Origin of the sequence: Rhodococcus sp. HM1 (genome assembly GCF_023218075.1) — a bacterium.
Lineage (GTDB): Bacteria > Actinomycetota > Actinomycetes > Mycobacteriales > Mycobacteriaceae > Rhodococcus.
In genome coordinates this window covers 59,134-84,252 of record NZ_JALPTB010000024.1, presented here as the reverse complement: position 1 = coordinate 84,252, position 25,119 = coordinate 59,134, and the positions used below count along the sequence as shown (strand labels likewise).

The window sequence follows — 25,119 nt, the reverse complement described above, 5'->3', positions numbered from 1 at the left end:
ATCACGTACTCCACCTGCTCCGGGGCGACCCCGGCCCTGGCCAGTGCCCCCTTGATCGCGACCCCACCCAGATCCGACCCCGAGAAATCCTTCAACGCGCCCTGCAAACGGCCCATCGGGGTACGGGCACCGGCAACGATGACTGAAGAGGTAGACATGGCTGGACTCCGATTATGTTGTGGGGAAATAACTTTCGAAACGCTGATCAGGCGGGTTCGCCGACTGCGATCTCGAGCGGAGCGCCCGTGGCGGCGACCACGTCGTCGACGGTGACGCCGGGGGCGAGTTCACGCAGCACCAGCTTGCCGCCGTCGACGACGTCGATGACCGCCAGGTCGGTGATGATGCGGTTGACGACGGCCTGCCCGGTGAGCGGCAGGGTGCAGGTCTCGACGACCTTCGGATTGCCGTCGCGATCGGTGTGCTCCATGACCACGATGACCCGGCTCGCGCCGTGCACCAGGTCCATGGCGCCGCCCATGCCCTTGACCATCTTGCCGGGAACCATCCAGTTGGCGAGGTCGCCGTTGCGGGAGACCTGCATGCCGCCGAGCACCGCGGTGTCGATGTGCCCGCCGCGGATCATCCCGAACGACAGTGCCGAATCGAAGAACGCGGCGCCCGGGTTGACGGTGACGGTCTCCTTGCCCGCGTTGATCAGATCGGGGTCGATCTTGTCCTCGGTCGGGTACGGTCCGGTGCCGAGGATGCCGTTCTCGGAGTGCAGCGTGACGTGCACATCGGAGGGCAGGAAGCCGGGGATGAGGGTGGGCAGGCCGATGCCGAGGTTGACGTATTCGCCGTCGACCATCTCGGCGGCGGCCCGGGCCGCCATCTCGTTGCGGGTCCAGCCCTTCTTCTCGGTGGTCTTGTCTGCGGTCGCGTTACCTGCGGTCACTGTGCCGCTCCTTCCGATACCGTCACGGTGCGCTTCTCGATGCGCTTCTTCTGGGGGCCGGTGTGGACGATCCGCTTGACGAAGATGCCGGGCAGGTGCACCTGCGCGGGGTCGATCTCGCCGGGCTCGACGAGCTCTTCGACCTGGGCGATCGTGATCTTCCCGGCCATGGCGGCCAGTGGATTGAAGTTCATCGCGGTCTTGTCGAAGATCAGGTTGCCCGCGGTGTCGCCCTTGACGGCGTGCACGAGCGCGAAGTCGGCGTGGATCCCGAGCTCCATCACGTACCGCTTGCCGCCGAAGACACGGATCTCCTTCGGCGGAGACGCGACCGCAACCGAGCCGTCGGACGCGTAGCGCCAGGGCAGGCCGCCGTCCGAGACGGGCGTTCCGACACCGGCCGGGGTGAAGAAGGCGGGGATACCGGCACCGCCGGCGCGCAGCCGCTCGGCGAGGGTGCCCTGCGGAGTCAGCTCGACCTCGAGCTCACCGGCGAGGTACTGCCGCGCGAACTCCTTGTTCTCACCCACGTACGAGGCGACGACGCGGCGGACGCGGTGTTCGTTCAGCAGCAGACCGAGGCCGTGGTCGTCGACGCCGCAGTTGTTGGAGAACACCTCGAGATCGCCGACACCGGAGTCGACGAGCGCCTGGATCAAGACGTCGGGGATGCCGCACAGACCGAATCCGCCGACGGCGAGCGACGCGCCGTCGGTTACGTCCGCGACGGCCGCCGCGGCCGTGTCGAACACTTTCGTTGCCATTGCATGACCTCTCTCGGAAAACCTCGGCCGCGTGGTGCCGGCCCTTCGGATGCGTTCACTGGGTGGACGAGCTCGCATCAGTCGTTACCCACTACAGAGGGCAAAGACCCGCATTTCAAGGGGTGTCCGTCAACTGTACAGAGATTGCTCGCTCGCCGGAACGCGTCTCGCGGCCGCGTTCACTCAATGAACGTATGCTGTCCGGGTGGAGACCGAGCAGAGACCGCAGGTGATCGGCCGGGTGAGCGCCCTGCTGCGGGCGGTCGCCGGGTACGAGCCGCACGGGTCCTCGACGACCGAACTGGCCCGGGCGACCGGGCTGGCCCGACCCACCGCGCATCGGCTCTTGACGTCGCTGGCCGAGGAAGGCCTCGTCGACCGCGACCCCAAGTCCGGGCGGTGGTCGCTGGGGCCGGAACTGTATCTGCTGGGCTCGCTCGCGGCCGAGCGCTACGACATCACCGATCTCGCCGGTGAGATCCTGCGCGGCATCGCGCGCGAGACCGGCGAAACCGCGCACCTGTCCGCGCGCCGGGGCGACGGCACCGTGTGCCTGGCGAGCGAGGAGGGCAGTTTCCCGCTGCGCTCGCACGTGCTGTACGCGGGCAGGCGACTGCCGCTGGGCGTCGCCTCCGCGGGACTGGTGATCCTCTCGCACCTGCCGGACCACGACATCGACGAATACCTGTCACGGACCGACCTGACCGCGGAGTGGGGACCGGCCCACAGCCGCGCCGCCGTCGAGGAACGCATCGAGCAGACCCGGCTGGCCGGATACGCGACCAACCCGGCTCTGCTCGTCGAGGGAAGCTGGGGCATGGGCGCGGCGGTGTTCGATCACCGGAATTCGCCGGCATGGGCGCTGAGCGTGACCGGCGTGGAGAGCCGGTTCCGGGAGGATCGGCGCCCGGAACTCGGGGAGCTGCTGCTGCGCGAGGCGCACCGCCTCACCCAGTTGCTGCACGGCCATCGCCGCTGAGCCGCACCCGACGACGTAACACCGCCGTTACGCCGGGTAATCAGTCGATTGACAAGACGCCGTTACCGTCTGCTGTCGAAATGGTTACATCGATGGTGGATCGCACTGCTGGAGGCTGCATGGCTGACGGGCTCGAACGGTTGTACACGGCACTCGACGAGATGCTGCGCCCCGTCGACGACGCGTACGCCGCCGCCTATCCGGGCCCGTCCGCCGGCCGGCAACCGGTGCACACCGTCTACGTGCCCGCCGACCGGTACGACGCGGACACCGTCCGGTCGTGGGGCGAGCAGGCCCGGCAGGTGCTGTCCGAGAACATCACCGACGCCGGTGATCTCGCAGCGGTCACCGGGATGGAACCGGGACTCGCCCATGAGGTCCTGCCGCTCGTACAGGCCAAACTCGCGGCGGAGCCGATCGAGGATCTGCGCATCGACTTCGAGGACGGGTTCCCCCAGGCCGGAGTTCCGCTCGCCGACCGGGACGCCGACGAGGACGCACACGTCGCACGAGCCGCAGAAGCACTGCGAGCGAACACCGCGGCCACACCGTTCAGCGGTATCCGGTTCAAGTGCCTCGAGGCACCGACCCGTCGCCGCGGGATCCGGACGCTGGACGCGTTCGTGGGTGCGATCGCCGAGAAAGGTTCACTTCCCGAAGGATTCGTCTTCACCTTGCCGAAGGTGACTTCTCCCGAACAGATTTCGGCGATGGTGACAGCGTGCGAGTACCTGGAGTCCGCCTATTCGCTTACGAAGCCACTGCGTTTCGAGATCCAGATCGAGACACCCCAGGCGATCTGCGGACCCGACGGCAGCGCACAGGTCGCGGCGATGATCCACGCCGCCGCCGGCCGGTGCTCGGGTCTGCACTACGGTACCTACGACTACTCGGCGGCGTGCGGAATCGCCGCCGAGTACCAGGCGATGGACCATCCGGTCGCCGACCACGCCAAAGCCACGATGCAGGTCGCGGCCGCCGGCACCGGGGTGTTCCTGTCGGACGGCTCCACCAACCGCATCCCGGTGGGCACCGCCGACGAGATCCGCAGCGCGTGGGCGCTGCACGCCCGGCTCGTCGACCGTTCGCTGCGCCGCGGCTTCTACCAGGGCTGGGACCTGCACCCGGCGCAACTGCCCACCCGGTACGCCGCGACCTTCGCGTTCTACCGCCGCTCGTTCCCGGCCGCCGCGGCACGCATCGCCGCGTACCTCGGGCGCGCCGAATCCGGCTACCTCGACGAACCCGCGACCGCGCGAGCGCTGGCGTCGTTCGTGTACCGCGGCCTCAGCTGCGGTGCCCTGTCCGCCGCCGAGGTGCACGAACACACCGGCGCCGGCCCGGAGGACCTGCAACGCCTGGCGGGCTTCCGGACAGAGAAAGGACACTCCACCCGATGACCACCGTGATCCGGGCCCGACGCGTGGTCGTCGGCGACCGCGAACGCGCCTGCGCCGTGACGCTGCACGACGGCCGCATCGTCGCCGTCGACGACTACGACGCCCCGCTCTCCGCCGGGGCCGACGAGGTCGTCCTCGCCGGCGACGAGGTGCTGCTGCCCGGCCTCGTCGACACGCACGTGCACATCAACGATCCCGGCCGCACCGAATGGGAGGGCTTCGCCAGCGCCACACGGGCCGCGGCGGCCGGCGGGGTCACCACCGTGATCGACATGCCGCTCAATTCGATTCCCTCGACGATCGATGTGGCTGCGCTGGACGTCAAGCGCGCGACCGCAACCGGGCAGACCACCGTGGACGTCGGATTCTGGGGCGGCGCCGTCCCCGGCAACCTCGCCGATCTGCGGCCGCTGTGGGACGCGGGCGTGTACGGGTTCAAGTGTTTCCTCGCGTACTCGGGTCTCGACGAGTACCCGCCGCTGAACCGCGAACAGATGGTCGCGGCGATGCGCGAGATCGCCTCGTTCGACGGGCTGCTCATCGTCCACGCCGAGGACGGCCCGACACTCGACGCACAGCCCCCGGCCGCGGGTCGTCGGTACGCGGACTTCCTGCAATCGCGACCGCCCGTCGCCGAGTCGCGGGCGATCGCGCAGGTGATCGACGGCGCCCGCGAAACCGGTTGCCGGGTGCACATTCTGCACCTGTCCGACGCCGGGAGCCTTCCGCTGCTGGCCGAGGCGAAAGCCGCCGGGGTGCGCATCACCGCGGAGACCTGCCCCCACTACCTGTCGTTGTTCAGCGAGGAGATCCTCGACGGATCAACACATTTCAAGTGCTGCCCGCCGATCCGTGAGGCAGGGAACCGGGAAGCGCTGTGGCGCGGGCTGGCGGACGGCACGATCGACTGCGTCGTGTCCGACCATTCGCCGTGCACACCGGAACTGAAGAAGTTCACCAGCGGTGATTTCGGGGAGGCGTGGGGTGGCATCTCCTCGCTGCAACTGGGATTGCCGATCGTATGGTCGGAGGCACGGCGGCGCGGGCACACCCTCGTCGACGTGGTCCGCTGGATGGGCCGCAACACACGGGATCTGGTGGGACTCGCCGATCGCGGCGAGATCGCCGTCGGCAATTCCGCCGACCTGTGCGTGTTCGCCCCCGACGATGCGTTCGTGGTGTTCCCCGAGCGTCTGCACCACCGCAATGCCGTTACACCGTACGCTGAGCGCGCGCTGGCCGGGGTGGTCCGGCAGACCTGGCTGTCCGGCGCCCCGCTCACCGTCACCCTCGACCCGGATCGGGATCCCGCCCCGCGCGGATGCCTGCTCACCCGTGTCCCCGCCTCGGAAGGAACCCATGAGCTCGCCTGATTTCCTGCAACTGCCCGATCTCGCGTCACGCGCCTTGGCCGGATCGGTGATGTACGCGAACGACGAATTGTTCGCGGAGCGTGAGAATCTCGTCGATCCCGAACCCGCGGCGCACGACACGAGCGACTTCGGGCACAAGGGCAAGGTGTACGACGGGTGGGAGACGCGACGCCGGCGCGAACCCGGGCACGACTTCGCGATCGTGCGACTCGGGGTGCCCGGCGTGGTGCGCGGCGTCGTGATCGACACCGCGTGGTTCACCGGCAACTATCCGCCGTTCGCCTCGATCGACGGAATCTGCGTCGAGGGATATCCGAACGCGGCGCAGTTGCAGGAAGCCGAGTGGGAACCGATCCTCGACAAGGTCGAGTTGCAGGGTGATACCGCGAACAGTTTCCCGGTGCAGAGCGAGAAGCGATGGACCCATGTGCGGCTCAACATCTTTCCCGACGGTGGGGTGGCTCGGCTGCGGATCCACGGGGAACCGCGACCGGATCCGGCGTTCCTGCGCGGCACCATCGATCTCGCCGCGCTCGAGAACGGCGGGGATGTCGTGGACTGCTCGAACCGCTTCTACTCGTCGCCGCGCAACATCCTCGGTCTCGGCCGCGCCCGGCACATGGGTGAGGGATGGGAGAACGCCCGCCGCCGCGACGACGGGAACGACCACGTCGTCGTGCGGCTGGTCGGCGCGGGGATGATCGAACACGTCGAGATCGACACGTCGTACTTCGTCGGCAACGCGCCCGGTTGGGCACGGTTGAGCGGAACAGCCGACGAGGCATCGCTTTCCGACGAGTCCGCGTGGGTGACGCTGGTTCCGCGCGTCGAGCTGCTGCCGGACTGCCGGCACCGGTTCCGGGTCGACGCGGACCGTCCGTTGCGGTACGTCCGGCTGGACGTCTACCCGGACGGTGGCATCGCGCGGCTGCGGGTGCACGGCACGCTCGTCTGAATTTTCGCAATCGGGACATCGATTACCCGGACGAAACATTCGGTCGCGCGGCGGTAACCGGGTGGGGATAGAACTGCAGGGACATGGATTCCCACCCGGTTGGAGTTGCGCATGGCCACTGCACATCCGGTCGACACCCGGTTGCCGTTCGTCCGGCAGCTCGCGTTCGGCATCCAGCACGTCCTGATCATGTACACCGGGTGCATCACCGTGCCCCTGGTGTTCGGCGCCGCAGTCGGTCTCGACCGTGACACCATCGCCATGCTCATCAGCGCGGACCTGCTGATCGCCGGCGTGATCACGATCGTCCAGAGCCTCGGTGTCGGCAAGCTCGCCGGTGTGCGGCTTCCGATCGTGTGCGGTGCGACCTTCGCCGGCCTGACGCCGATGATCCTCATCGCCAACGAATACGGGCTGCAGGCCGTGTACGGCTCGATGCTCGTCGGCGGCATCGTCGGCCTGGCCCTGGCCTATCCGTTCGCCAAGGTCATCCGGTTCTTCCCGCCGCTCGTCACCGGCGCGGTCCTCACCGTCGTCGGCATCTCGCTGATCGGCGTCGCAGGTGGCCTGATCATCGGCAACGACCCCACCTCCCCCACCTACGCGTCGCCGTCGCACATCGCGCTCGCCGTCGCCGTCATGGCCGTCGCGATCGGCTTCATCTGCCTCGGCCGCGGAATCTGGTCGCAGCTCGGTGTGCTCCTCGCGCTGGTCGTCGGCACGATCATCGCGCTGCCCATGGGCCTGATCGATCTCGGCGGCGTCGCCGGAAGCGCCGGGGTGGGAATCCCCACCCCGTTCCACTTCGGCGCCCCCGAGTTCCCGATCACCGCGGTGGTGGCCATGAGCATCGTCATCGCGGTCGTGTTCGCCGAATCCACCGCGAGCATGCTGGCGGTCAGCGAGATCACCGGCAAGCCGGTCGGCAAGGGCGACATCGCGCGCGGTCTCGCCGGCGACGGCCTGTCCGCTGTCCTCGGTGGCATCTTCAACGCGTTCGTCGACACCGTCTTCACCCAGAACGTCGGCGCGGTCGCGACCACCCGCGTGTACAGCCGCTACGTCACCGCGACCAGCGGCGTGATCCTCGTGCTGCTCGGCGCCCTCCCCAAGGTCGGGGCGGTCGTGGCGGGCCTGCCGAAACCGGTGGTCGGCGGTGTCGGCCTGATCCTGTTCGCCACCGTCGCGGTCGTCGGCATCAACACCCTGCGCCGGGTGGACCTGTCCGATCGCATCAACACCACGATCGCCGCGGTCGCCGTCGGGGTCGGCCTCGTGCCGGAACTCGCCGAGGGGATGTTCGAGAAGTTCCCGTCCTCCGCGCAGATCCTGCTCGGCAGCGGCATCACCCTCGCCGCCCTCACCGCGTTCGGACTCAACCTGCTGTTCAACCACACTCGGCTCGGGAGCATGGCCCGCGCGGCCGTCGCCGGCCCCGACGCTCCCGAGCCCGGCACGCCGGCCCCCGTCACCTCGGCCGGTACCCCTTCCACCCCAGGAGCCGTTCATGCAACCGTCTGACCCGTTCGAGGTCCCGACCATCGACATCTCCCCCTACGTGACCGCGGGCCCGGACAACGAACGCGCCCGGGTGGCCCGCCTGATCGACGAAGCCTGCAGCAGTGTCGGTTTCGTCCAGATCGTGGGGCACGGGATTTCCGATGACGTCGTCGACGGACTCACCGGTGCCATGGACGAGTTCTTCGGGCTTCCGCTCGACGACAAGAAGGCCTACCGGGTGGAGGGAGCGAACCGCGGATACAGCCCGCCGAAGAGCGAATCGCTGTCCCTGAGCCTCGGTGTCGAATCCGCCGGCCGCATGAACGACTTCTTCGAGGCCTACAACATCGGTGTCGAAGCCCGTTCGTTCCCCGGACTGGGGTTGTCCGAATCCGACTACGGCATCAATCTCTGGCCCGACATCGACGGTTTCGAGCCCCGCGTGCAGCGGTACTTCGGGGAGGCGTCCCGCGTCGCGCGCACGCTCACCCGCATCTTCGCCGACGCCCTCGGCCAGGCCCCGGACTTCTTCGACGCCCTCACCGACCACTCCATCGACGTGCTGCGCCTGAACAACTACGCGCTGCCGGAAGGCACCGTCACCCTCGACGGCGACCTCACCGGCATGGGCGAGCACACCGACTTCGGCATCGTCACGGTGCTGTGGGCCGACAACGTCGCCGGGCTGCAGGTACTCGGCAGCGACGGGGTGTGGCACGACGTGGCACCGCGCGACGGTGCGCTCCTGATCAACCTCGGCGACCTCACCGCCCGTCTCACCAACGACCGGTGGCGCTCGACCCTGCACCGCGTCAAGCCGCCGATCGTCGACGGCACCATCACGCGCCGTCGCTCGGCCGCGTTCTTCCACGACGGCAACGTCGACGCGGTGATCGCGACCCTCCCCGGCTTCGTGGACGAGGGCGAGGAACCCTACGAGCCCATCGTCGTCCGCGACCACATCAAGGCGAAGCTGGCAGGCTCCCGGCACGGCAAGCCGAACACCGCCGCGGTCCGCGAGGCCGCGCGCGTGCTGGCCGCCGCGGGAAACACGGCGACGCCGTGAGCCATGTCGTCCTGGTGCACGGCGCCTGGGCCGGGCCGTGGGTGTGGGACACGATGCTCGGGCCGCTGCGGGCAGCCGGGCACACTCCGCACCCGCTCGCGCTGCCCGGCGTCGGCACCTGGGGCGACGACGACGTCACGCTCGACGACGTCGCGGCCCACATCGCCGACCGGGTTCGTGGAATCGACGAGCCGGTCGTGCTCGTCGGGCATTCCGGTGGCGGCATCGTCGTCACCCAGGTCGCCGAGATGCTGCCCGAAAGGGTCGCGGGCGTCGCCTACGTCGCGGGCATGATGCTGCCCTCCGGCATGGACTTCGGGATGCTGTGCGACAGTCTCGATCTCGTACCACCGGTCGGGATCTCGGCATGGCTGCAGCCGACCGCGGACGGTCGCGGCACGGTGGTGCCGCCGGAAGCGGGCGCGGCGGTGTTCTTTCACGAGGCCGCGGTCGCCGATGCGATCGGCGCCGCGCGCCGCCTCGTGCCGCAACTCGAGACGGCGCGGCTCATGGCCCCGACGTGGACCCCCGAGCGCTTCGGGTCCGTTCCACGCCTGTATGTCGAAGCGACACTGGACCGTTCGGTGCCGATCGTGACGCAACGCGAGATGCAGCGGCTGGTGCCGGGCGCGCGGGTCGTCACGCTGGACAGCGATCATGCGCCGCAGTTGTCGGCGCGCGACGAGCTCGCGTCGGTGCTCGCCGAGTTCGCCACCCGGGTGGCCGCCGAGACCGGGGCGGCTCTGTAGCGAGATCGCTTGCCGGACAGCACAGTGGCCGCCACCCCGTGAGGGCAACGGCCACTGTGGGTCTGTGCTGGTTACCGTCAGACGGTCGCCGCGACGGTCTCTTCGGCCTCGGCCGGGGAGCTCGTGCGGATCAGGTGGTCGAACGCGCTGAGCGCGGCGGTCGCACCCGCCCCGGCGGCGACGATGATCTGCTTGAACGGGACGGTCGTGCAGTCACCGGCGGCGAACACGCCCGGCACCGAGGTGCGGCCGTGGGCGTCGACGACGATCTCGCCGCGCGGGCTGAGATCGACGGTGCCGGAGAGCCAGTCGGTGTTGGGCAGCAGGCCGATCTGCACGAACACGCCGTCCAGGTCGACGGTCTTCGACTCGTCGGTGGTGCGGTCGGTGTAGACCAGGCCGGTGACCTTGGAACCGTCGCCGAGAACCTCGGTGGTCAGCGCGCTGGTGACGATATCGACGTTGGGCAGGCTGCGGAGCTTGCGCTGCAGCACCTCGTCGGCGCGCAGCACCGAGTCGAACTCGATGAGCGTCACGTGGGCGACGACGCCGGCGAGGTCGATGGCCGCTTCGACGCCGGAGTTGCCGCCGCCGATCACCGCGACGCGCTTGCCCTTGAACAGCGGGCCGTCGCAGTGCGGGCAGTAGGTGACGCCCTTGTTGCGGTACTCCTGCTCGCCGGGCACGTTCATCGCGCGCCAGCGGGCGCCGGTCGCGAGAACGACGCTGCGCGAGAGCAACCGGGCGCCGTTCTCGAGTTCGACCTCGACCAGACCGCCCTCGGTGGCGGCGGGCGTCAGCTTCGCGGCCTTCTGCACGTTCATGATGTCGACGTCGTACTGGCGCACGTGGTTCTCGAGCTCGGCGGCGAACTTCGGGCCCTCGGTGTAGGGGACCGACGAGAAGTTCTCGATGGCCATGGTGTCGAGCACCTGGCCGCCGAACCGCTCGGCAAGAACGCCGGTGCGGATTCCCTTGCGGGAGGCGTAGATCGCGGCGGTCGCACCGGCCGGGCCACCACCGACGACGAGGACGTCGAAGGGGTCCTTCTCGCTGATCGCGGCGGCGGTGCGCTCGGCGGATCCGCTGTCGAGCTTGCCGACGATCTGCTCGAGGTTCATGCGTCCGGAGCCGAACAGTTCACCGTTGAGGAAGACGGTGGGAACGGCCATGACCTGACGGGCGTCGACCTCGTCCTGGAAGAGGGAGCCTTCGATCGCGGTGTGCTTGATGCGCGGGTTGATCACGCACATGGTGTTGAGTGCCTGCACCACGTCGGGGCAGTTCTGGCACGACAGCGAGAAGTAGGTCTCGAAGTGGTAGTCGCCGTCGAGATCGCGAACCTGCTCGAGCAGTTCCGCGGCTTCCTTCGAGGGGTGGCCGCCGACCTGCAGCAGGGCGAGCACGAGGGAGGTGAACTCGTGGCCGAGCGGGATACCGGCGAACTCGACCTCGATGTCGGTGCCGACCCGGCGGATCAGGAATGAGGGGCGACGGGTGGCTTCACCGTCGCGCACGTGGGTGACCAGGTCGGACATGCCGGCGATCTGGTCGAGGAGGTCGGCGAGTTCCTTCGACTTCGGCCGGTCGTCGAGGGACGACACGAGCTCGATCGGCTGGGTGACCTTTTCGAGGAGCGACTTGAGCTGGGCGGCGAGGGAGGCATCGAGCATGAGGATCAACTCCAGAAGTGGAAGAACTGTGACCGGTAGGGAATGGGGAGTCGGCGAACTTCTCAGCTCGAGCCGAGGAGATCCGGACGGCGCCCGGTGGCGCGGGACGAGGCCCGCGCCACCGGAACGGATTCCGTCGGGAAATCAGATCTTGCCGACGAGCTCCAGCGACGGGGCGAGGGTGGCGTCGCCCTCTTCCCACTTGGCCGGGCAGACCTCGCCCGGGTGGTTGCGGACGTACTGCGCAGCCTTGACCTTGCGGACGAGCTCGGCAGCGTTGCGGCCGATGCCCTCGGCGGTGACCTCGGTGAACTGGACGACGCCGTCCGGGTCGACCAGGAAGGTGCCGCGGTCGGCCAGGCCCTGGTTCTCGCGGAGGACCTCGAAGTCGGTGCTGATCTGCAGGGTCGGGTCGCCGATCATCGCGTACTTGATCTTGCCGATGGTCTCGGACGAGCTGTGCCACGCCTTGTGCGTGAAGTGCGTGTCGGTGGAAACGGAGAAGACCTCGACGCCGAGACCCTGCAGCTCCTCGTAGTGATCCGCCAGGTCACCGAGCTCGGTCGGGCAGACGAACGTGAAGTCGGCGGGGTAGAAGAAGAAGATCGCCCACTTGCCCTTGATGTCCTCGTCGGACACGGTCACGAAGGCACCGTCCTTGAAGGCCTCCGCCTTGAAGGGCTTGATCTGCTTGTTGATCAGCGACATGTAGAGCCTCACTCGGTCTCGATGGGGTTGACGGTTATCGACGTTAACGTCCACCTATTGATTGTGCCAATCGATTGTTCTTAGAAGTTCGATAAAGAATGGCTATCAACAAGGCATCACCGCAGGTAGGAGCATTGTCCGATTTATCCGATGTGACAGAACACACAAAGTGCGGCTGCGCCGCTCGTGTGCCTTTCTGGCGGCTGGGGACGCCAGAAAGGCACACGAGCGGCGGAGCCGCACCTAGGCTCGCGACATGCGCGCACCGGCAGAGAAAGTCGCCTCCCCCGAGGACCTCGCACGGCAGCTGGACAGCACCGGCTACCTCGCCGACGAGGGGCTCGCCGTCTCGGCGTACCTCGCGCTGCGGATGGGTCGGCCGCTGTTCTGCGAGGGTGAACCCGGCACCGGCAAGACGTCCCTCGCCGTCGCGCTCGCCGAAGCGCTCGACCTGCCCCTGGTCCGGCTGCAGTGCCACGAAGGCATCGACGCCGCGCAGGCCCTCTACGACTGGGACTTCCCGCGCCAGCTCCTGCACCTGCGCACCCTCGAGGCGGCGTCGGCCGGCACCCTCGACCCGGACGCCGCGGAACGCTCGCTCTACACCGAACGGTTCCTGCTCACCCGACCGCTGCTGCGGGCCCTCACCGAATCCCCGTGCGTGCTCCTCGTCGACGAGATCGACCGCGCCGACGACGAGTTCGAGGCGTTCCTGCTGCAGCTGCTCGACGAGAACGCCGTCACGATCCCCGAACTCGGCGAGATCCGCGCGGCCGTGCCCCCTCTCGTGGTGCTCACGTCCAACCGGACCCGCGAGGTCCACGACGCCCTGAAACGACGCTGCCTGTACCTGTGGGTCGACCACCCGGACCTGGAACGCGAGGTCGCGATCCTGCGCCGGCGCCTCCCGGGCATCGACGAGACCCTCGCCCGGCAGGTCACCCGCGCTGTGCACGTCCTGCGCGAGATGGAACTGCTCAAACCGCCGGGCGTCGCCGAAACCCTCGACTGGGCGCGGGCCCTGCTCGAACTCGACCGCACCGTGCTGGACGCGGCGACCGCGTCGGCGACGCTCGGCGCCGTGCTCAAGTACCGGGAGGACCTCGCGCGCGTCGCCCGCGCCGGTCTGGACCGGCTGGTAGCGGGGTGACCGGGCCGTGCACACCGCATCACCCTCCGGCGGTGCTCTCGTCGGGCTCATCGGATTCACCCGCGCGCTCGCCGCGGCGGGCCTGCCCGTCGCACCGGACGCCACCGCCGCGTTCGTCACAGCCGTGACCGAACTCGATCTCGCCGACCCCGGCCACCTGTACTGGGCGGGCCGCGCGACCCTGTGCCACAACCCCGACGACCTCGCCCGCTACGACCTGGCCTTCGAAAGCTGGTTCGGTGGAACGGTTCCCACCCATCCCGCAGTGACGGCGGAACCGCAACCGAAGCTCTCGCACATCGCCGCCCTCGCCGAAGCCGCGACCGCGGGCTCGGACGAAGCCGCACCCGACCTGCAGGTCGCCGCCGACGAGACCGAGGTGCTGCGGCACCGCGACATCGCCGAACTCACCCCCGCCGAACGGGCTCACCTCGACGAGCTCATCGCCACGCTGCGTCCGCGGCCGCCGATGCGCGCGGCACTGCGGGTACGCCCGTCGCGGCGCGGACCCGTCGATCCGCGCCGCACCCTCCGGGCGATGCTCTCCGCCGGCGGGGAACCGGTGCGGCCGAGCCACCACCGCAAGGCCACCCGCCCGCGCCGCGTCGTCCTGCTCGTCGACGTGTCCGGATCGATGAGCCCGTACGCCGATGCGCTGCTGCGGTTCGCGCACGTCGTCACCCGCGCGAACCCGTCCGGCACCGAGGTGTTCTCCCTCGGCACCCGGCTCACGCGACTCTCGCGCGCGCTGCGGGCACGCGACCCCGAGATCGCCCTCGCCGGGGCCGGTCGCGCCGTCCCCGACTGGGCCGGCGGCACCCGGCTCGGCGAAACGCTGCGCGCATTCCTGGACCGGTGGGGCCGGCGCGGTCTGGCGCGCGGCGCCGTCGTCGTGGTGTTCTCGGACGGCTGGGAGCGCGGCGACCCGTCGCTGCTGGCCGAACAGATGGCGCAGCTGCGGCGCCTCGCCCACGCCGTACTGTGGGTTAATCCGCATGCAGGCGTCGACGGCTATCAGCCCGTGCAGTCGGGCATCTCGGCGGCGCTGCCCCACATCGACCGTCTGCTCGCGGGCCACAGCCTGGCCACGCTGCAGGCACTGCTGGAGGAGGTTCACCGTGCGTGAGGTTCTCGACGAGCTCGACCGCCGCTACCGGGACGGGGAGCCGGTGGCGCTCGGCACCGTGGTGTCGACGTTCCGGTCGGCGCCGCGCGGGCCGGGAGCGTCGATGCTGGTGGCCGCGGACGGCACCGTCACCGGCAGCGTGTCCGGCGGGTGCGTCGAGGGAGCCGTGTACGAACTGGCACAGGACGTCATCGGCGACGGTGTCCCGGTGCTGCAGCGGTACGGGGTGTCCGACGACGACGCGTTCTCCGTCGGGCTGACCTGCGGCGGCATCATCGACGTGTTCGTCGAACGCATCGACGAACCGAGCTTCCCCGCGTTCCCCGCGCTCGTGGACTCGGTGCGTGCGGGGGAACCGGTCGCCGTCGCAACCGTCACCGAGCATCCCGACGCCGCGACCGTCGGCCGCCGCCTGGTCGTGTGGCCGGACCGCGCGGACGGAGAGCTCGGATCCGACCGCATGAACGAGGCCGTCACCGACGACGCCCGCGGCCTGCTCGACGTCGGCCGCTCCGGCACGCTGCACTACGGACCGGACGGGCAACGTCGCGGTGAGGGAATGTCGGTGTTCGTCAACGTCTTCCAGCCGCCCCCGCGGATGCTGGTGTTCGGCGCGATCGACTTCGCCGCGGCGATGGCGAAGCTCGGGTCGTTCCTCGGATACCGGGTGACGGTGTGCGACGCCCGCGGCGTGTTCGCGACCACCGCCCGCTTCCCCGCCGCCGACGAGGTGGTCGTGGACTGGCCGCACCGCTATCTCGCCGCCGAAGCCGAGGCCGGACGGGTCGACAGCCGCACGGTCGTCGCGGTGCTCACCCACGATCCGAAGTTCGACGTGCCGCTGCTCGAGGTCGCGTTGCGCATGGACCTGGCGTACGTCGGGGCGATGGGGTCGCGTCGCACCCACGACGACCGGCTCGCCCGGCTGCGGGAGGCGGGGGTCGGCGACGACGAAATCGCTCGTCTCTCGTCGCCGATCGGCCTGGATCTGGGGGCCCGCACCCCCGAGGAGACGGCGGTGTCCATCGCCGCGGAGATCATCGCGCTGCGGTGGGGAGGCCGCGGAGAACGCCTCACCCGGACCGAGGGCCCGATCCACGGTCACGAGGGCGCGCCGGCCGGCCACCACGACTGAGGATCCGCCGCGCGAAGAAACCGTCGGAAACGGGCAGAACCGTCGGAAAGACAACTGCCGTTTCTGCGATTCCGGCCGTTCGGACAGCCCTCGGAGGGCACAGTGTCAGTCATCTGAAGTCATCCGGATTCGGATGCACGGCACGGGAGGCTCGATGCGCATAACTGTCACCGTCGACGGCACCAGCTACACGGACGATGTCGAACCGCGTCTGTTGCTTGTCCACTATCTCCGCGACCGCCTCGGCAAGGTCGGCACGGTCGTCGGTTGCGACACCAGCAACTGCGGCGCCTGCACCGTTCACCTGAACGGCCGCAGCGTCAAATCCTGCTCGGTGCTGGCGGTGCAGGCCGACGGCGCCGAGGTCACCACCGTCGAAGGTCTCGCGACCGACGGCGCGCTGCACCCCGTGCAGCAGGCGTTCCACGACAACCACGCCCTGCAGTGCGGCTACTGCACGCCCGGCATGATCATGTCGACACTCGACCTGCTCAGCGAGAACCCGGACCCCGACGACCGGCAGGTCCGGCTCGGGCTCGAGGGAAACCTGTGCCGCTGCACGGGATATCAGAACATCGTCGCCGCCGCGCAGGACGCCGCGCGGCGCCTGCGTGAGGCCGACGCGACCACGGGAGGCGCCCGATGACCAGCACCGTCGACGCCGGCGCCACCACTCCGGAACCGGAGATCGGCAAGGCCCGGGTCCGCAAGGAGGACGAGCACCTGCTCACCGGCCGCACCAAGTGGACCGACAACCTGGTGCTGCCCGGCATGGTGCACCTGGCGATTCTGCGCAGCCCGCTCGCACACGCCCGCATCACCAACATCGACGTCACCGAGGCCCGGAAGATGCCCGGCGTGATCGCCGTCTACACCGGCGCCGATCTGGCCGAGGAACAGGGCAGCCTGCCGTGCGCCTGGCAGATCACCCCGGACATGAAGGCGCCCCCCGCACCGGCACTGGCGGTGGACACGGTGAACTTCGCGGGTGAAGCGGTCGCGGTGGTCGCCGCGCGCAGCGCGTACGAGGCGCACGACGCGCTCGAGGGCATCGACGTCGACTACGACGAACTGCCCGTGGTGCTCGATCTGGCTGCGGCCGCGCGCGAGGGCAGCGACCTCGTGCATCCGGATCTGGGCACGAACGTCAGTGCCACGTGGATCTTCGATTCGGCCGAGGCCGGCACCGGCGGCAACGTGGAGGACGCGATCCGCGACGCCGAGGTCGTCGTCGAGCGCACGTTCCGGCAGCAGCGGCTCATTCCCGCGTTCATGGAACCGCGCTCGACGGTGGTGGATCCGACGGGCCCGCAGATCACCATGTGGTCGGCGACCCAGGTGCCGCACGTGCTCAAACTGATGCTCGCGATGAGTCTGGGCATCCCCGAGCACAAGCTGCGGGTGATCGCACCGGACGTGGGCGGCGGGTTCGGCGGCAAGCTGCAGGTCACCCCGGAGGAGGTCGTGACCCTGCTGGTGGCGCGGCGGCTCGGCAAGCCCGCCAAGTACACCGAGACGCGCAGCGAGTCGATGGCGGCCGCGCATCACGGCCGCGACCAGATCCAGAAGCTCACCCTCGCCGCGCGCCGCGACGGCACCGTCACCGGGCTGAAGGTGGAACTGCTCGCCGACATGGGCGCCTACCTGCGCCTGGTGACCTCGGGTGTGCCGATCCTGGGCGCGTTCATGTTCAACGGGATCTACAAGTTCGGCGCGTACCACTTCTCGTGCACCAACGTGTTCACCAACAAAGTGCCGACCGATGCCTATCGCGGTGCGGGCCGGCCGGAGGCGACCTTCGCGATCGAACGGATGATGGACGAATTGGCCGCCGAACTGTCCATGGATCCGCTCGAGCTGCGCGAGAAGAACTGGATCCGCCACGAGGAGTTCCCGTTCGCGACGATCGCCGGTTTGACGTACGACTCGGGGAACTACGAGGCCGCGACCGCCCGCGCAAAGGAGTTGTTCGACTACGACGGGTTGCGGCGCGAACAGGCGGAGCGACGCGAACGCAACGATCCGGTGCAGCTCGGGATCGGGGTCTCGACGTTCACCGAGATGTGCGGGCTCGCGCCGTCGCGGGTGCTCGGGTCCCTCGCGTACGGTGCGGGCGGCTGGGAGCACGCGTCGATCCGGATGCTGCCGACCGGCAAGGTCGAGGTGGTCACCGGGGCGTCCGCGCACGGTCAGGGGCACGAGACGGCGTTCTCTCAGATCGTCGCGGACCGGCTCGGCATCCCGTTCGAGGACATCGAGGTGCTGCACGGCGACACCCAGACGTCGCCGCGCGGCCTGGACACCTACGGGTCGCGGTCGCTGGCGGTGGGCGGTATCGCGATCGTCGCGGCCGCCGAGAAGGTCGTCGCCAAGGCCCGGCCCATCGCCGCGCACCTGCTCGAATGCGCCGAGGAGGACCTCGAATTCACCGGCGGCCGGTTCCAGGTGGCGGGCACGCAGAAAGCGGTCGCGTTGACCGACGTGGCTCTGGCGGTGTTCGCCGCGCACAACCTGCCCGACGGGATCGAACCGAACCTGGATTCGGAGGCCACCTACGACCCGGACAACTTCTCGTATCCCCACGGCACACATCTGTGCGCGGTCGAGGTCGACACCGAGACCGGCTGGGTGAATATCCGGAAGTACGTGTGCGTCGACGACATCGGGCACGTGGTGAATCCGCTGATCGTCGACGGCCAGGTGCACGGCGGACTCGCGCAGGGCATCGCGCAGGCACTGTACGAGGAGGCGGTGCACGACGAGTCGGGCACGCTGCTGAGCGGATCGTTCGCCGAGTACCTGCTGCCGTCGTCGGCGGATCTGCCGGAGTTCACCACCGACCGCACCGAAACCCCCGCGACGGGGAACCCGCTGGGCGTCAAGGGCGTCGGCGAGGCCGGCACGATCGCCTCGACACCGGCGGTGGTCAATTCGGTGCTCGACGCGGTGCGCCATTTCGGTGTCCGCGACATCGAAATGCCGTGCACGCCGATGCGGGTGTGGCACGCGATCGAATCCGCTCAGGGAGGGGCCCGATGATTCCGTCCGCGTTCGACTACATCGCCCCGACGAGTCTCGACGAGGCCGTCGACGCGCTGGTCTCCGCCGGTGAGGATGCGAAGGTCATCGCCGGTGGCCAGAGCCTGATGCCGGTGCTGCGGCTGCGGATGGCCGCGCCGACGGTGCTCGTCGACATCGGTCGTGTCCCCGAGTTGAGCGGGGTGCGCGAGGACGGCGACGAACTGGTGATCGGTGCGATGACCACCCATCACGACGTGGCGCACGACCCGTTGGTCCGCGAGCACGCCCGCCTGCTCGCCGAAGCCGCGAGCACGGTCGCCGATCCGCAGATCCGGCATCGCGGCACGCTGGGTGGCGCTCTCGCGCATGCCGATCCGGCCGGGGACATGGGCGCGCCGGTGCTGGCACTGGACGGCACGTTCGTCGCCGTCGGTCCGGCCGGGCGGCGCAGCATCCCGGCCGCCGATTTCTTCGAGGACTACTTCACCACGGCGCTCGGCGCCGACGAGATCCTCGCCGAGATCCGGATCCCGAGGCACACCGGCTGGGCCGCGCACTACGAGAAGTTCAACCGGGTCGCGCACGCGTGGTCGATCGTCGGTGTCGCGGCGACCGTCGCCGTCGAGAGCGGCACTATCGCGCAGGCACGGGTCGCGTTGACGAACATGGCGTCGGTGCCGGTCCGGGCGCGGGCAGTCGAGGAGCTACTCACCGGTCGCCCGGCGAACGCGGATACGATCCGGGAGGCCGCCGAGCACGCCGCCGAGGGCACCAGTCCCATCGGTGACGGCAACGCGGACGTCGAGTACCGCACGCATCTCGCCCGGGTCCTCACGCGCCGAGCCGTGACGACAGCAGCCGGGCTCTGACATCTGAGGGGATCGACCATGCAACTGGAACATCAACTGTCCGTGCCCGCACCGATCGACGAGGTGTGGTCGGCGGTGCTCGATCCGGAGAAGGTCGCGCCGTGCATGCCGGGCGCGACCCTCACCGGCGTCGACGGTGACACCTTCACCGGCACCGTGAAGGTGAAGATCGGGCCCGTCGCCCTGACCTACAAGGGCACCGGCGAGTTCGTGGAGAAGGACGAGGCCGCGCGAAAGGTGGTGCTGCTGGCCAAGGCCAAGGACTCCCGCGGCAACGGCACGGTGGACGCGACCATCACCATCACCCTCACCGAGAACGGCGAGAACACCGACGGCACCGTGAACACGGATCTGTCCATCACCGGTAAGCCGGCCCAGTTCGGGCGCGGCATGATCTCCGACGTCGGCGGCAAGATCATCGAGCAGTTCGCAGAGTGCCTGTCCAAGAAGCTCGGCCCGGCCGCCGAGGAGCCGGCTCCTGCAACCGAGGCCGCCGCACCCGAGGCAGCTGTGCCGGGGAGCACCGCCGCCGCGGCCGCTACCGCCGAGGCCGCCGCTTCCGAGGCCGCGGCACCGGTGGCGACGCCCGAGGCCGCCGCACCCGCACCCGCGGCTGCCCAGGCTCCGGTGGCGCCGGTTGCCGAGGCCGAACCGCTCGACCTCATGCAGTACGCGCGGGGCTCGGCGATCAAACGCATCGGACCCGCCGTGGGCGCGGCCGCGCTGCTGGTGATCGTCCTCCTGGTGCTGCGGCGCCTGCTCGGCTCCCGCGACTGACGCGTCCGGCCGCCACCTGCCCGGTGGCGGCCGGAGCGCCGGTTCGTTCATACCTCGACGATCACCGTCGGGTCAGTCCCCGCCCTTGTATTCGACGACGTACTCACCGGACATGATCTTCTCCCGGTACTCCTCGAACAGCGCCATCGCCTCGGGCGAGATCTTGTCGGCGAACGCCGGGTTGATCACGACGTCGACACCACCCTCCGCGAAGCTCACGTCGTAGTACCTGGCCGGATTCACGTTGCCGGCCTCGACGTCGGCGACCATGGTGCGCAGCACCTCGTCGAGGTTCCACACGATCGACGAGACGACGTTGTCGGGCGCGAGGGGCGTCTGGTCCATGGCGTATCCGACGACCTGGACGCCGCGCTGCTCGGCGCCCTCGACCGTGGCGGCGTCGACACCGCAGCTGGTGAACTGGTCGGCACCCTGGTCGACGAGGGCGTTGACGGCCTCGAGCGTCTGCGCGGCCGCGTCGGACCACCCGCCGATGTAGGCCGGCTTCAGGGTGATCTCACCCGGACCCTTGTAGGTGAGCTTCGCGCCGTCCGCGAACGACTCGATCTGCGCCTTGCACACGGGAATCTCGAATCCCGCTGTACCGGAGAGGATTCCGGTCTCGGTCAGCGATCCGGCGAGGATGCCGGTCAGGAACGAGGCCTCGTAGAACGGCTGGCTGTAGTCGGCCATGTTCTCGGTGATGTCACCGAACCCACCGGCGTAGGCGAACAGCACATCGGGGTAGTCGGCGAGGATGTTCTTGATCGGTTCGCCGTAGTTGAAGGAGTGGCCGACGATGAGCTGGTTGCCGTCCTCGGCGAGATCGGTCGCGATCTGGGCGATCTGATCGGAAGTCGCACCCGAATCCTGCTGTACCACAGTCAGATCGATGAGCCCTTCGTCGTCGAGTTTCTGTGCGCCTTCCACCATGCCCTGGTTCCAGCCCAGGTCGTTGACCGGGCCGGAGGTGATGACGGCAACCTTGATCGCGCCGTCGCCGGAGGCGTCGCCGCCCGAATCCGAACTCGAACATCCGGCGACGGTGACGACCACGGCGGCCGCGGCCGCGACGGCGGTACCCAACTTCTTCACAGAACTCTCCTAACCACGGGGAAACCCGTTACGTGTACTGCCATTTCGCGGGGGCTGTCATTTCGCGGGAACGAAGGGGCTTCCCAGCGCAGAGGGGGCATTGGTTCGGCGGAACCACACGGTGGTGACGACGACCGCGATCAGGGTGACCGCGTACGGTAAGGCCTGGAACAGCTCGTAGGGCACGACCGTGGCCTGCCCGCCCGACGCGGACTGGACGCGGAGCTGGAACGCGTCGACGAGACCGAACATGAAACCGCCGGCCATGGCGCCCAGCGGGTTCCATCGGGCCAGGATCACCACCCCGAGCGCGACCCAGCCTCGACCACCGGTGATGCCGTCCTGGAAGAAGCCGAGGCCGTCGACGACCAGCGCACCGGCCAGACCGGCGGTGGCTCCGGACACGAGCAGTGCGGCCCATCGTGTGCCAGGCACGGAGACCCCGACCGAGTCCGCGGCGTTCGGATTCTCCCCGGATGCGCGCACCGACAGGCCGAATGCGGTGCGCCCCAGCACCCACCAGAGGGCGACGACGATCGCGATCGACAGGTAGACGAGGGGGGACTGCGAGAACAGCACCGGCCCGAGCAGCGGGATGTCCGACAGGACGGGGATCTCGACCGGCGCGGTGCCCTGCGTGCGCGGCGGCGTGCCGCTGATCCCGAATGTCTGCAGGTACAGGAACGATGCGAGACCGGTCCCGAGAATCACCACCGAGATGCCGGTGATGATCTGGTCGATGCCCAGCGTGATGGTGGCGGCGCCCACGACCGCGGCGACGGCCAGGCCGGCGGTCGCCCCGACCGCGGCACCGAGCAGCGGGCTGCCGCTGTAGTAGGTCGTGATGAACGCGGCGACCGCGCCCATCATCATCTGCCCCTCGATGCCCAGGTTCAGCACCCCGGAGCGTTCGGCGAGGCACGCGCCGGCCGCCGCGACAATGATCGGCATCGCCAGGCGCAGCGCCGCGGTGAGCAACGGCACGATGGCACCGGCGCCCAGGACATCGGACCAGTTCATCGGGCACGCTCCACAATTCGATTCGCCACCAGCACGGTCAGGATCATCACCGCCTGTACCACCGTCCCGATGGACGCCGGGATCTCCTGCGTCCGCTGCACCGCCTGTCCGCCGAGTGTCAGCCCGGACACCAGCGCCGCAGCGAGGACGATCCCGAAGGGGTTGCGCCGGCCGAGCAGCGCGACGACGATCGCGGTGAAGCCGATTCCCGACGAGATCGCCAGGGAGAGACGGAACTCGCTGCCGAGCAACATGATTGCGCCCGCAATTCCGCCGAGGGCGCCGCTGATCAACGATGCGGTGATCACCGTGCGGGCCACATCGATACCGTTGGCGGCGGCCACGGTCGGGCTCTCCCCCACCACCTGCGACGCGAAACCGAAACGGGTGGAACGCATCAGCCACCACACCGCGGGGACGGCGAGCACGGCGACGAGCACACCGAGGTGAATCTTGGTCCCGGGGAAGGTCGCCAGCTGCGCCCACTCCGGGATCCGTTCCGACTCGGGGGTGAAACCGTTGGGGTTCGCCAGCGGTTTGCGCACCGCCCACGCCAGGCCGTAGAAGACCAGGTAGTTGAGCATGAGCGAGGAGATGATCTCGTTGACGCCGAGCCGGGCCTTCAGCACCCCCGCGACCGCGCCGACGAGCGCACCTGCCGCCGCGGACGTGACCGCGACGACCGGGATCGCCACCCAGCTGCTCCCGAGCGGCAGGCCGAGCACCACCGCGGTGGCGGTGATCGCACCGACGTCGTAGTGGCCCTGCGCCCCGATGGTGACGAAACCGGTGCGGTAGGCGACGGCATAACCGAGTCCCATGAGCACGAGCGGGGTCATGCCGGTCAGCAGCCGCCCGAGCTGGGTGTCCCCGCCGAGCGCGGCGTCGAGCATGGTGCCATAGGCCTCGAGAGGTGAACCGCCGGCCAGGACGATCAGCACCGCGCCGACCGCCAGGCCGACCATCACGGCGAGCAGCGGCACCGCGGCCGCGGTCGCGGCGGCTCGTACCCGGGACGTGCCGGAGCCGTCCGACGGTGCCGGTGGGGCGGGCGGGGCAGTGAGCGTGCCCGCGCTCACGCGGCGTTCTCCTGGATCTGCCGACCGCCCATCGCGGAGCCGATGGCCTCGCGGTCGAACGGGCCTTCGGCGAACTCGGCGACGATCCGGCCGCGGTAGAGGACGACGACCCGGTCGGCGAGACTGCAGATCTCGTCGAGGTCCGAGGAGATCAGCATGATCGCCGCTCCGCGACTGCGGTGTTGTTCCAGTGTGGCCCAGACGAATTCGGTTGCCCCCACGTCGAGCCCTCGGGTGGGCTGAGCGACGAGCAGGACGTCCGGCTTACCGTCGAGCACGCGGCCCAGCACCACGCGCTGCGCGTGCCCGCCGGAGAGGGTGCCCGCCGGGATGGACGGGCTCGCGGCCTTGACGGACAGCGCCTCGATGATCCGGACGGCGCGGTCGCGGATCGCTCTGCGCGACAGTGTTCCCCAGCGCCGAGCGACCGGAGGGCGAGCGGACGAGTCGACGGACAGGTTCACGTCGATCCCGAGTGCCTTGGCGAGACCGCGGGTGTAGCGGTCGGACGGGACGATCCCGACCCCTGCGGCGCGGACCGTACCGGGGGTGAGCCGCTCGACGACCTCACCTCCGATCCGGACGACCCCGGCGGTGGCCGGGGCGAGCCCGGACACGACGTCCTCGAGCGTCGCTTGGCCGTTGCCCTCCACACCGGCGACCGCGACGAGTTCCCCTGCCTTCACGGCGAGATCCACGTCGTGCAGCTGCCCCGGCACGGACACGCCGGCGAGTTCGAGTGCCGTGGCGCCGGGCGGCGAGGTGGCCGCCCGTCGCACGCCCAGCCCGACCTCACGGCCCACCATGTGGCGGGCCAGTTCGGCGGTGGTGACGTCGGCGACCGCCTTCTCGGCGACCAGACGGCCGCCCCGCAGGACGCTGACCCTGTCGCAGGCCTCGAGCACTTCCTCGAGGTGGTGGGTGATCAGCACGATGCCGACGTTCAGATCGGCTGCGAGGTCGCGGATCCGGGACAGAAGGGCGTCAACTTCGGGGGGAGCGAGGTTCGCGGTGGGTTCGTCGAGAAGCAGATAGTGCGCGCCCTGGTGCAGGGCCCGCAGGATCTCGACGCGCTGCTGCTCGCCGACCGACAGCGAGTCGATGCGCGCCCGGGGATCGCACTGCAGGCCGGTTTCCTCTGCGAGCGATTCGATTTCGCGTGACATCGCGCGGAGACGGTTGCGTCCGACGATGCCGCGGGACCGGCCGAGCAGGAAGTTCTCCGCGACGGTCATGTTGGGCACGAGCATGAAATGCTGGTGCACCATCGCGATCCGATTCCGGTTCCCCGCGGTGAGTTCCACACCGTCGAGCGTGACGGTGCCCTCGTCGGCAGGCAGCAGTCCGGTGAGAATCCGCATAAGAGTGGATTTGCCGGCGCCGTTCTCGCCGAGCAACGCGTGGACCTCGCCCAGGCGCACGTGCAACGAGACGTCGCGCAGGACCACGTTGTCGTCGAACGCGCGCCGGATGTTGCGCATCACGACGCCCGGTGCAGCGGGGTCCGCGTCGGACACGGCCTCTGCCTTCGATGCCGTGCGGCGCAGAGCTTGGGCAGTCATCATGCGGTGTACGACCTTCCGCGCAGTCGTTGTTCGTTGTCGGCAGACGATGCCGGTGGTTGATTGATCGGGAATGTCCGATCCGTGACGTTTGTGTTTCAGGGTGGGGCTGCGCCCCCGGTGTGCCGTTGTGGCGGCCCTGACCGCCACAACGGCACACGGGCGCGAAGCGCACGTAACGCCGATCTCACGGCTCCGAGACGGGACGGCATCATCACCG

General features: G+C 69.3%; 22 protein-coding genes and 1 pseudogene. 14 read left to right on the top strand and 9 right to left on the bottom strand.

Going from position 1 to position 25,119, the window contains the following annotated elements; all coding sequences use genetic code 11:
- The 3 genes and pseudogenes from M1M07_RS14615 to M1M07_RS14605 all read right to left on the bottom strand — a co-directional run.
- Positions 1-158, bottom strand: a pseudogene (locus M1M07_RS14615) (acetyl-CoA C-acyltransferase); the annotation flags it as partial.
- Positions 159-205: 47 nt separating this feature from the next.
- Positions 206-898: a 3-oxoacid CoA-transferase subunit B gene (locus M1M07_RS14610; protein WP_308200804.1), complete on the bottom strand. Its 693-nt coding sequence runs from the start codon at positions 896-898 to the stop codon at positions 206-208.
- The gene (locus tag M1M07_RS14605) at positions 895-1,662 is read right to left on the bottom strand and encodes a CoA transferase subunit A (RefSeq protein WP_197252737.1); all 768 of its coding nucleotides are present in this window, start codon (positions 1,660-1,662) and stop codon (positions 895-897) included. The genes M1M07_RS14610 and M1M07_RS14605 overlap by 4 nt, the downstream gene beginning before the upstream one ends.
- 205 nt (positions 1,663-1,867) lie before the next feature.
- On the opposite strand from M1M07_RS14605, the gene M1M07_RS14600 reads away from it, so the two are divergent.
- From M1M07_RS14600 to M1M07_RS14570, 7 genes are all read left to right on the top strand, one after another.
- A complete protein-coding gene (locus M1M07_RS14600; RefSeq protein ID WP_197252736.1) occupies positions 1,868-2,641 on the top strand; it encodes an IclR family transcriptional regulator in 774 nt (257 codons plus the stop codon).
- A 119-nt stretch (positions 2,642-2,760) separates the two neighbouring features.
- Positions 2,761-4,041: an aldolase/citrate lyase family protein gene (locus tag M1M07_RS14595; protein WP_197252735.1), complete on the top strand. Its 1,281-nt coding sequence runs from the start codon at positions 2,761-2,763 to the stop codon at positions 4,039-4,041.
- Positions 4,038-5,414: an allantoinase AllB gene (allB, locus tag M1M07_RS14590; RefSeq protein WP_248674725.1), complete on the top strand. Its 1,377-nt coding sequence runs from the start codon at positions 4,038-4,040 to the stop codon at positions 5,412-5,414. The genes M1M07_RS14595 and allB overlap by 4 nt, the downstream gene beginning before the upstream one ends.
- On the top strand, positions 5,401-6,369 hold the full coding sequence (gene alc / locus M1M07_RS14585) for an allantoicase (RefSeq protein WP_248674724.1): 969 nt from the start codon (positions 5,401-5,403) through the stop codon (positions 6,367-6,369). The genes allB and alc overlap by 14 nt, the downstream gene beginning before the upstream one ends.
- Positions 6,370-6,480: 111 nt before the next feature.
- Positions 6,481-7,890 (top strand): uracil-xanthine permease family protein, encoded by a 1,410-nt coding sequence (locus tag M1M07_RS14580; RefSeq protein ID WP_248674723.1) that lies wholly within the window; start codon positions 6,481-6,483, stop codon positions 7,888-7,890.
- Entirely contained in the window at positions 7,877-8,935 is a 1,059-nt protein-coding gene (locus tag M1M07_RS14575) for an isopenicillin N synthase family oxygenase (RefSeq protein ID WP_197252731.1), read from the top strand. Before M1M07_RS14580 ends, M1M07_RS14575 begins: the two co-directional genes overlap by 14 nt.
- A complete protein-coding gene (locus M1M07_RS14570; RefSeq protein ID WP_248674722.1) occupies positions 8,932-9,684 on the top strand; it encodes an alpha/beta fold hydrolase in 753 nt (250 codons plus the stop codon). The genes M1M07_RS14575 and M1M07_RS14570 overlap by 4 nt, the downstream gene beginning before the upstream one ends.
- A 77-nt stretch (positions 9,685-9,761) precedes the next feature.
- Here the strand turns inward: M1M07_RS14570 and ahpF are convergent, their stop codons facing one another.
- Positions 9,762-11,357 carry an alkyl hydroperoxide reductase subunit F gene (gene ahpF, locus M1M07_RS14565; RefSeq protein ID WP_248674721.1) on the bottom strand — a complete coding sequence of 532 codons (1,596 nt, stop codon included), beginning with the start codon at positions 11,355-11,357 and terminating at the stop codon, positions 9,762-9,764.
- Between the two features lie 144 nt (positions 11,358-11,501).
- Positions 11,502-12,065 (bottom strand): alkyl hydroperoxide reductase subunit C, encoded by a 564-nt coding sequence (gene ahpC, locus M1M07_RS14560; RefSeq protein ID WP_197252747.1) that lies wholly within the window; start codon positions 12,063-12,065, stop codon positions 11,502-11,504.
- A 256-nt stretch (positions 12,066-12,321) separates the two neighbouring features.
- Between ahpC and M1M07_RS14555 the strand changes: the two genes are divergently transcribed.
- The 7 genes from M1M07_RS14555 (at position 12,322) to M1M07_RS14525 (ending at position 20,143) form a co-directional block, all read left to right on the top strand.
- A complete protein-coding gene (locus M1M07_RS14555) occupies positions 12,322-13,215 on the top strand; it encodes a MoxR family ATPase (protein ID WP_197252729.1) in 894 nt (297 codons plus the stop codon).
- A 7-nt stretch (positions 13,216-13,222) separates the two neighbouring features.
- On the top strand, positions 13,223-14,341 hold the full coding sequence (locus M1M07_RS14550; protein ID WP_248674720.1) for a VWA domain-containing protein: 1,119 nt from the start codon (positions 13,223-13,225) through the stop codon (positions 14,339-14,341).
- Entirely contained in the window at positions 14,334-15,476 is a 1,143-nt protein-coding gene (locus tag M1M07_RS14545; RefSeq protein WP_197252727.1) for an XdhC/CoxI family protein, read from the top strand. Before M1M07_RS14550 ends, M1M07_RS14545 begins: the two co-directional genes overlap by 8 nt.
- Before the next feature lie 154 nt (positions 15,477-15,630).
- Positions 15,631-16,122, top strand: coding sequence for a (2Fe-2S)-binding protein (locus M1M07_RS14540; RefSeq protein WP_197252726.1), 492 nt, complete (start codon positions 15,631-15,633; stop codon positions 16,120-16,122).
- Positions 16,119-18,515, top strand: coding sequence for a xanthine dehydrogenase family protein molybdopterin-binding subunit (locus M1M07_RS14535; RefSeq protein ID WP_248674719.1), 2,397 nt, complete (start codon positions 16,119-16,121; stop codon positions 18,513-18,515). Before M1M07_RS14540 ends, M1M07_RS14535 begins: the two co-directional genes overlap by 4 nt.
- On the top strand, positions 18,512-19,366 hold the full coding sequence (locus tag M1M07_RS14530) for a xanthine dehydrogenase family protein subunit M (protein ID WP_197252724.1): 855 nt from the start codon (positions 18,512-18,514) through the stop codon (positions 19,364-19,366). The genes M1M07_RS14535 and M1M07_RS14530 overlap by 4 nt, the downstream gene beginning before the upstream one ends.
- An 18-nt stretch (positions 19,367-19,384) precedes the next feature.
- On the top strand, positions 19,385-20,143 hold the full coding sequence (locus tag M1M07_RS14525) for an SRPBCC family protein (protein ID WP_197252723.1): 759 nt from the start codon (positions 19,385-19,387) through the stop codon (positions 20,141-20,143).
- Positions 20,144-20,215: 72 nt separating this feature from the next.
- Here M1M07_RS14525 and M1M07_RS14520 read toward each other — a convergent pair whose 3' ends face one another.
- The 4 genes from M1M07_RS14520 to M1M07_RS14505 are packed head-to-tail and all read right to left on the bottom strand — an operon-like array spanning position 20,216 to position 24,902.
- Entirely contained in the window at positions 20,216-21,238 is a 1,023-nt protein-coding gene (locus tag M1M07_RS14520; RefSeq protein ID WP_248674718.1) for a BMP family protein, read from the bottom strand.
- A 57-nt stretch (positions 21,239-21,295) separates the two neighbouring features.
- The gene (locus M1M07_RS14515; RefSeq protein WP_197252722.1) at positions 21,296-22,258 is read right to left on the bottom strand and encodes an ABC transporter permease; all 963 of its coding nucleotides are present in this window, start codon (positions 22,256-22,258) and stop codon (positions 21,296-21,298) included.
- Positions 22,255-23,337 carry an ABC transporter permease gene (locus tag M1M07_RS14510; protein WP_248674717.1) on the bottom strand — a complete coding sequence of 361 codons (1,083 nt, stop codon included), beginning with the start codon at positions 23,335-23,337 and terminating at the stop codon, positions 22,255-22,257. The genes M1M07_RS14515 and M1M07_RS14510 overlap by 4 nt, the downstream gene beginning before the upstream one ends.
- A complete protein-coding gene (locus tag M1M07_RS14505) occupies positions 23,334-24,902 on the bottom strand; it encodes an ABC transporter ATP-binding protein (RefSeq protein ID WP_248674716.1) in 1,569 nt (522 codons plus the stop codon). The genes M1M07_RS14510 and M1M07_RS14505 overlap by 4 nt, the downstream gene beginning before the upstream one ends.
- Positions 24,903-25,119: the final 217 nt, after the last annotated feature.

What these genes read in the sequence shown, in the direction of transcription:
- M1M07_RS14555 (WP_197252729.1), top strand. Translation starts at nt 12,322, where the DNA reads ATGCGCGCACCGGCAGAGAAAGTCGCCTCCCCCGAGGACCTCGCACGG.
- M1M07_RS14540 (WP_197252726.1), top strand. Translation starts at nt 15,631, where the DNA reads ATGCGCATAACTGTCACCGTCGACGGCACCAGCTACACGGACGATGTC.
- M1M07_RS14515 (WP_197252722.1), bottom strand. Translation starts at nt 22,258, where the DNA reads ATGAACTGGTCCGATGTCCTGGGCGCCGGTGCCATCGTGCCGTTGCTC.
- M1M07_RS14595 (WP_197252735.1), top strand. Translation starts at nt 2,761, where the DNA reads ATGGCTGACGGGCTCGAACGGTTGTACACGGCACTCGACGAGATGCTG.
- M1M07_RS14530 (WP_197252724.1), top strand. Translation starts at nt 18,512, where the DNA reads ATGATTCCGTCCGCGTTCGACTACATCGCCCCGACGAGTCTCGACGAG.
- M1M07_RS14605 (WP_197252737.1), bottom strand. Translation starts at nt 1,662, where the DNA reads ATGGCAACGAAAGTGTTCGACACGGCCGCGGCGGCCGTCGCGGACGTA.
- M1M07_RS14535 (WP_248674719.1), top strand. Translation starts at nt 16,119, where the DNA reads ATGACCAGCACCGTCGACGCCGGCGCCACCACTCCGGAACCGGAGATC.
- M1M07_RS14575 (WP_197252731.1), top strand. Translation starts at nt 7,877, where the DNA reads ATGCAACCGTCTGACCCGTTCGAGGTCCCGACCATCGACATCTCCCCC.
- M1M07_RS14505 (WP_248674716.1), bottom strand. Translation starts at nt 24,902, where the DNA reads ATGATGACTGCCCAAGCTCTGCGCCGCACGGCATCGAAGGCAGAGGCC.
- M1M07_RS14525 (WP_197252723.1), top strand. Translation starts at nt 19,385, where the DNA reads ATGCAACTGGAACATCAACTGTCCGTGCCCGCACCGATCGACGAGGTG.
- ahpF (WP_248674721.1), bottom strand. Translation starts at nt 11,357, where the DNA reads ATGCTCGATGCCTCCCTCGCCGCCCAGCTCAAGTCGCTCCTCGAAAAG.
- alc (WP_248674724.1), top strand. Translation starts at nt 5,401, where the DNA reads ATGAGCTCGCCTGATTTCCTGCAACTGCCCGATCTCGCGTCACGCGCC.
- M1M07_RS14580 (WP_248674723.1), top strand. Translation starts at nt 6,481, where the DNA reads ATGGCCACTGCACATCCGGTCGACACCCGGTTGCCGTTCGTCCGGCAG.
- ahpC (WP_197252747.1), bottom strand. Translation starts at nt 12,065, where the DNA reads ATGTCGCTGATCAACAAGCAGATCAAGCCCTTCAAGGCGGAGGCCTTC.
- allB (WP_248674725.1), top strand. Translation starts at nt 4,038, where the DNA reads ATGACCACCGTGATCCGGGCCCGACGCGTGGTCGTCGGCGACCGCGAA.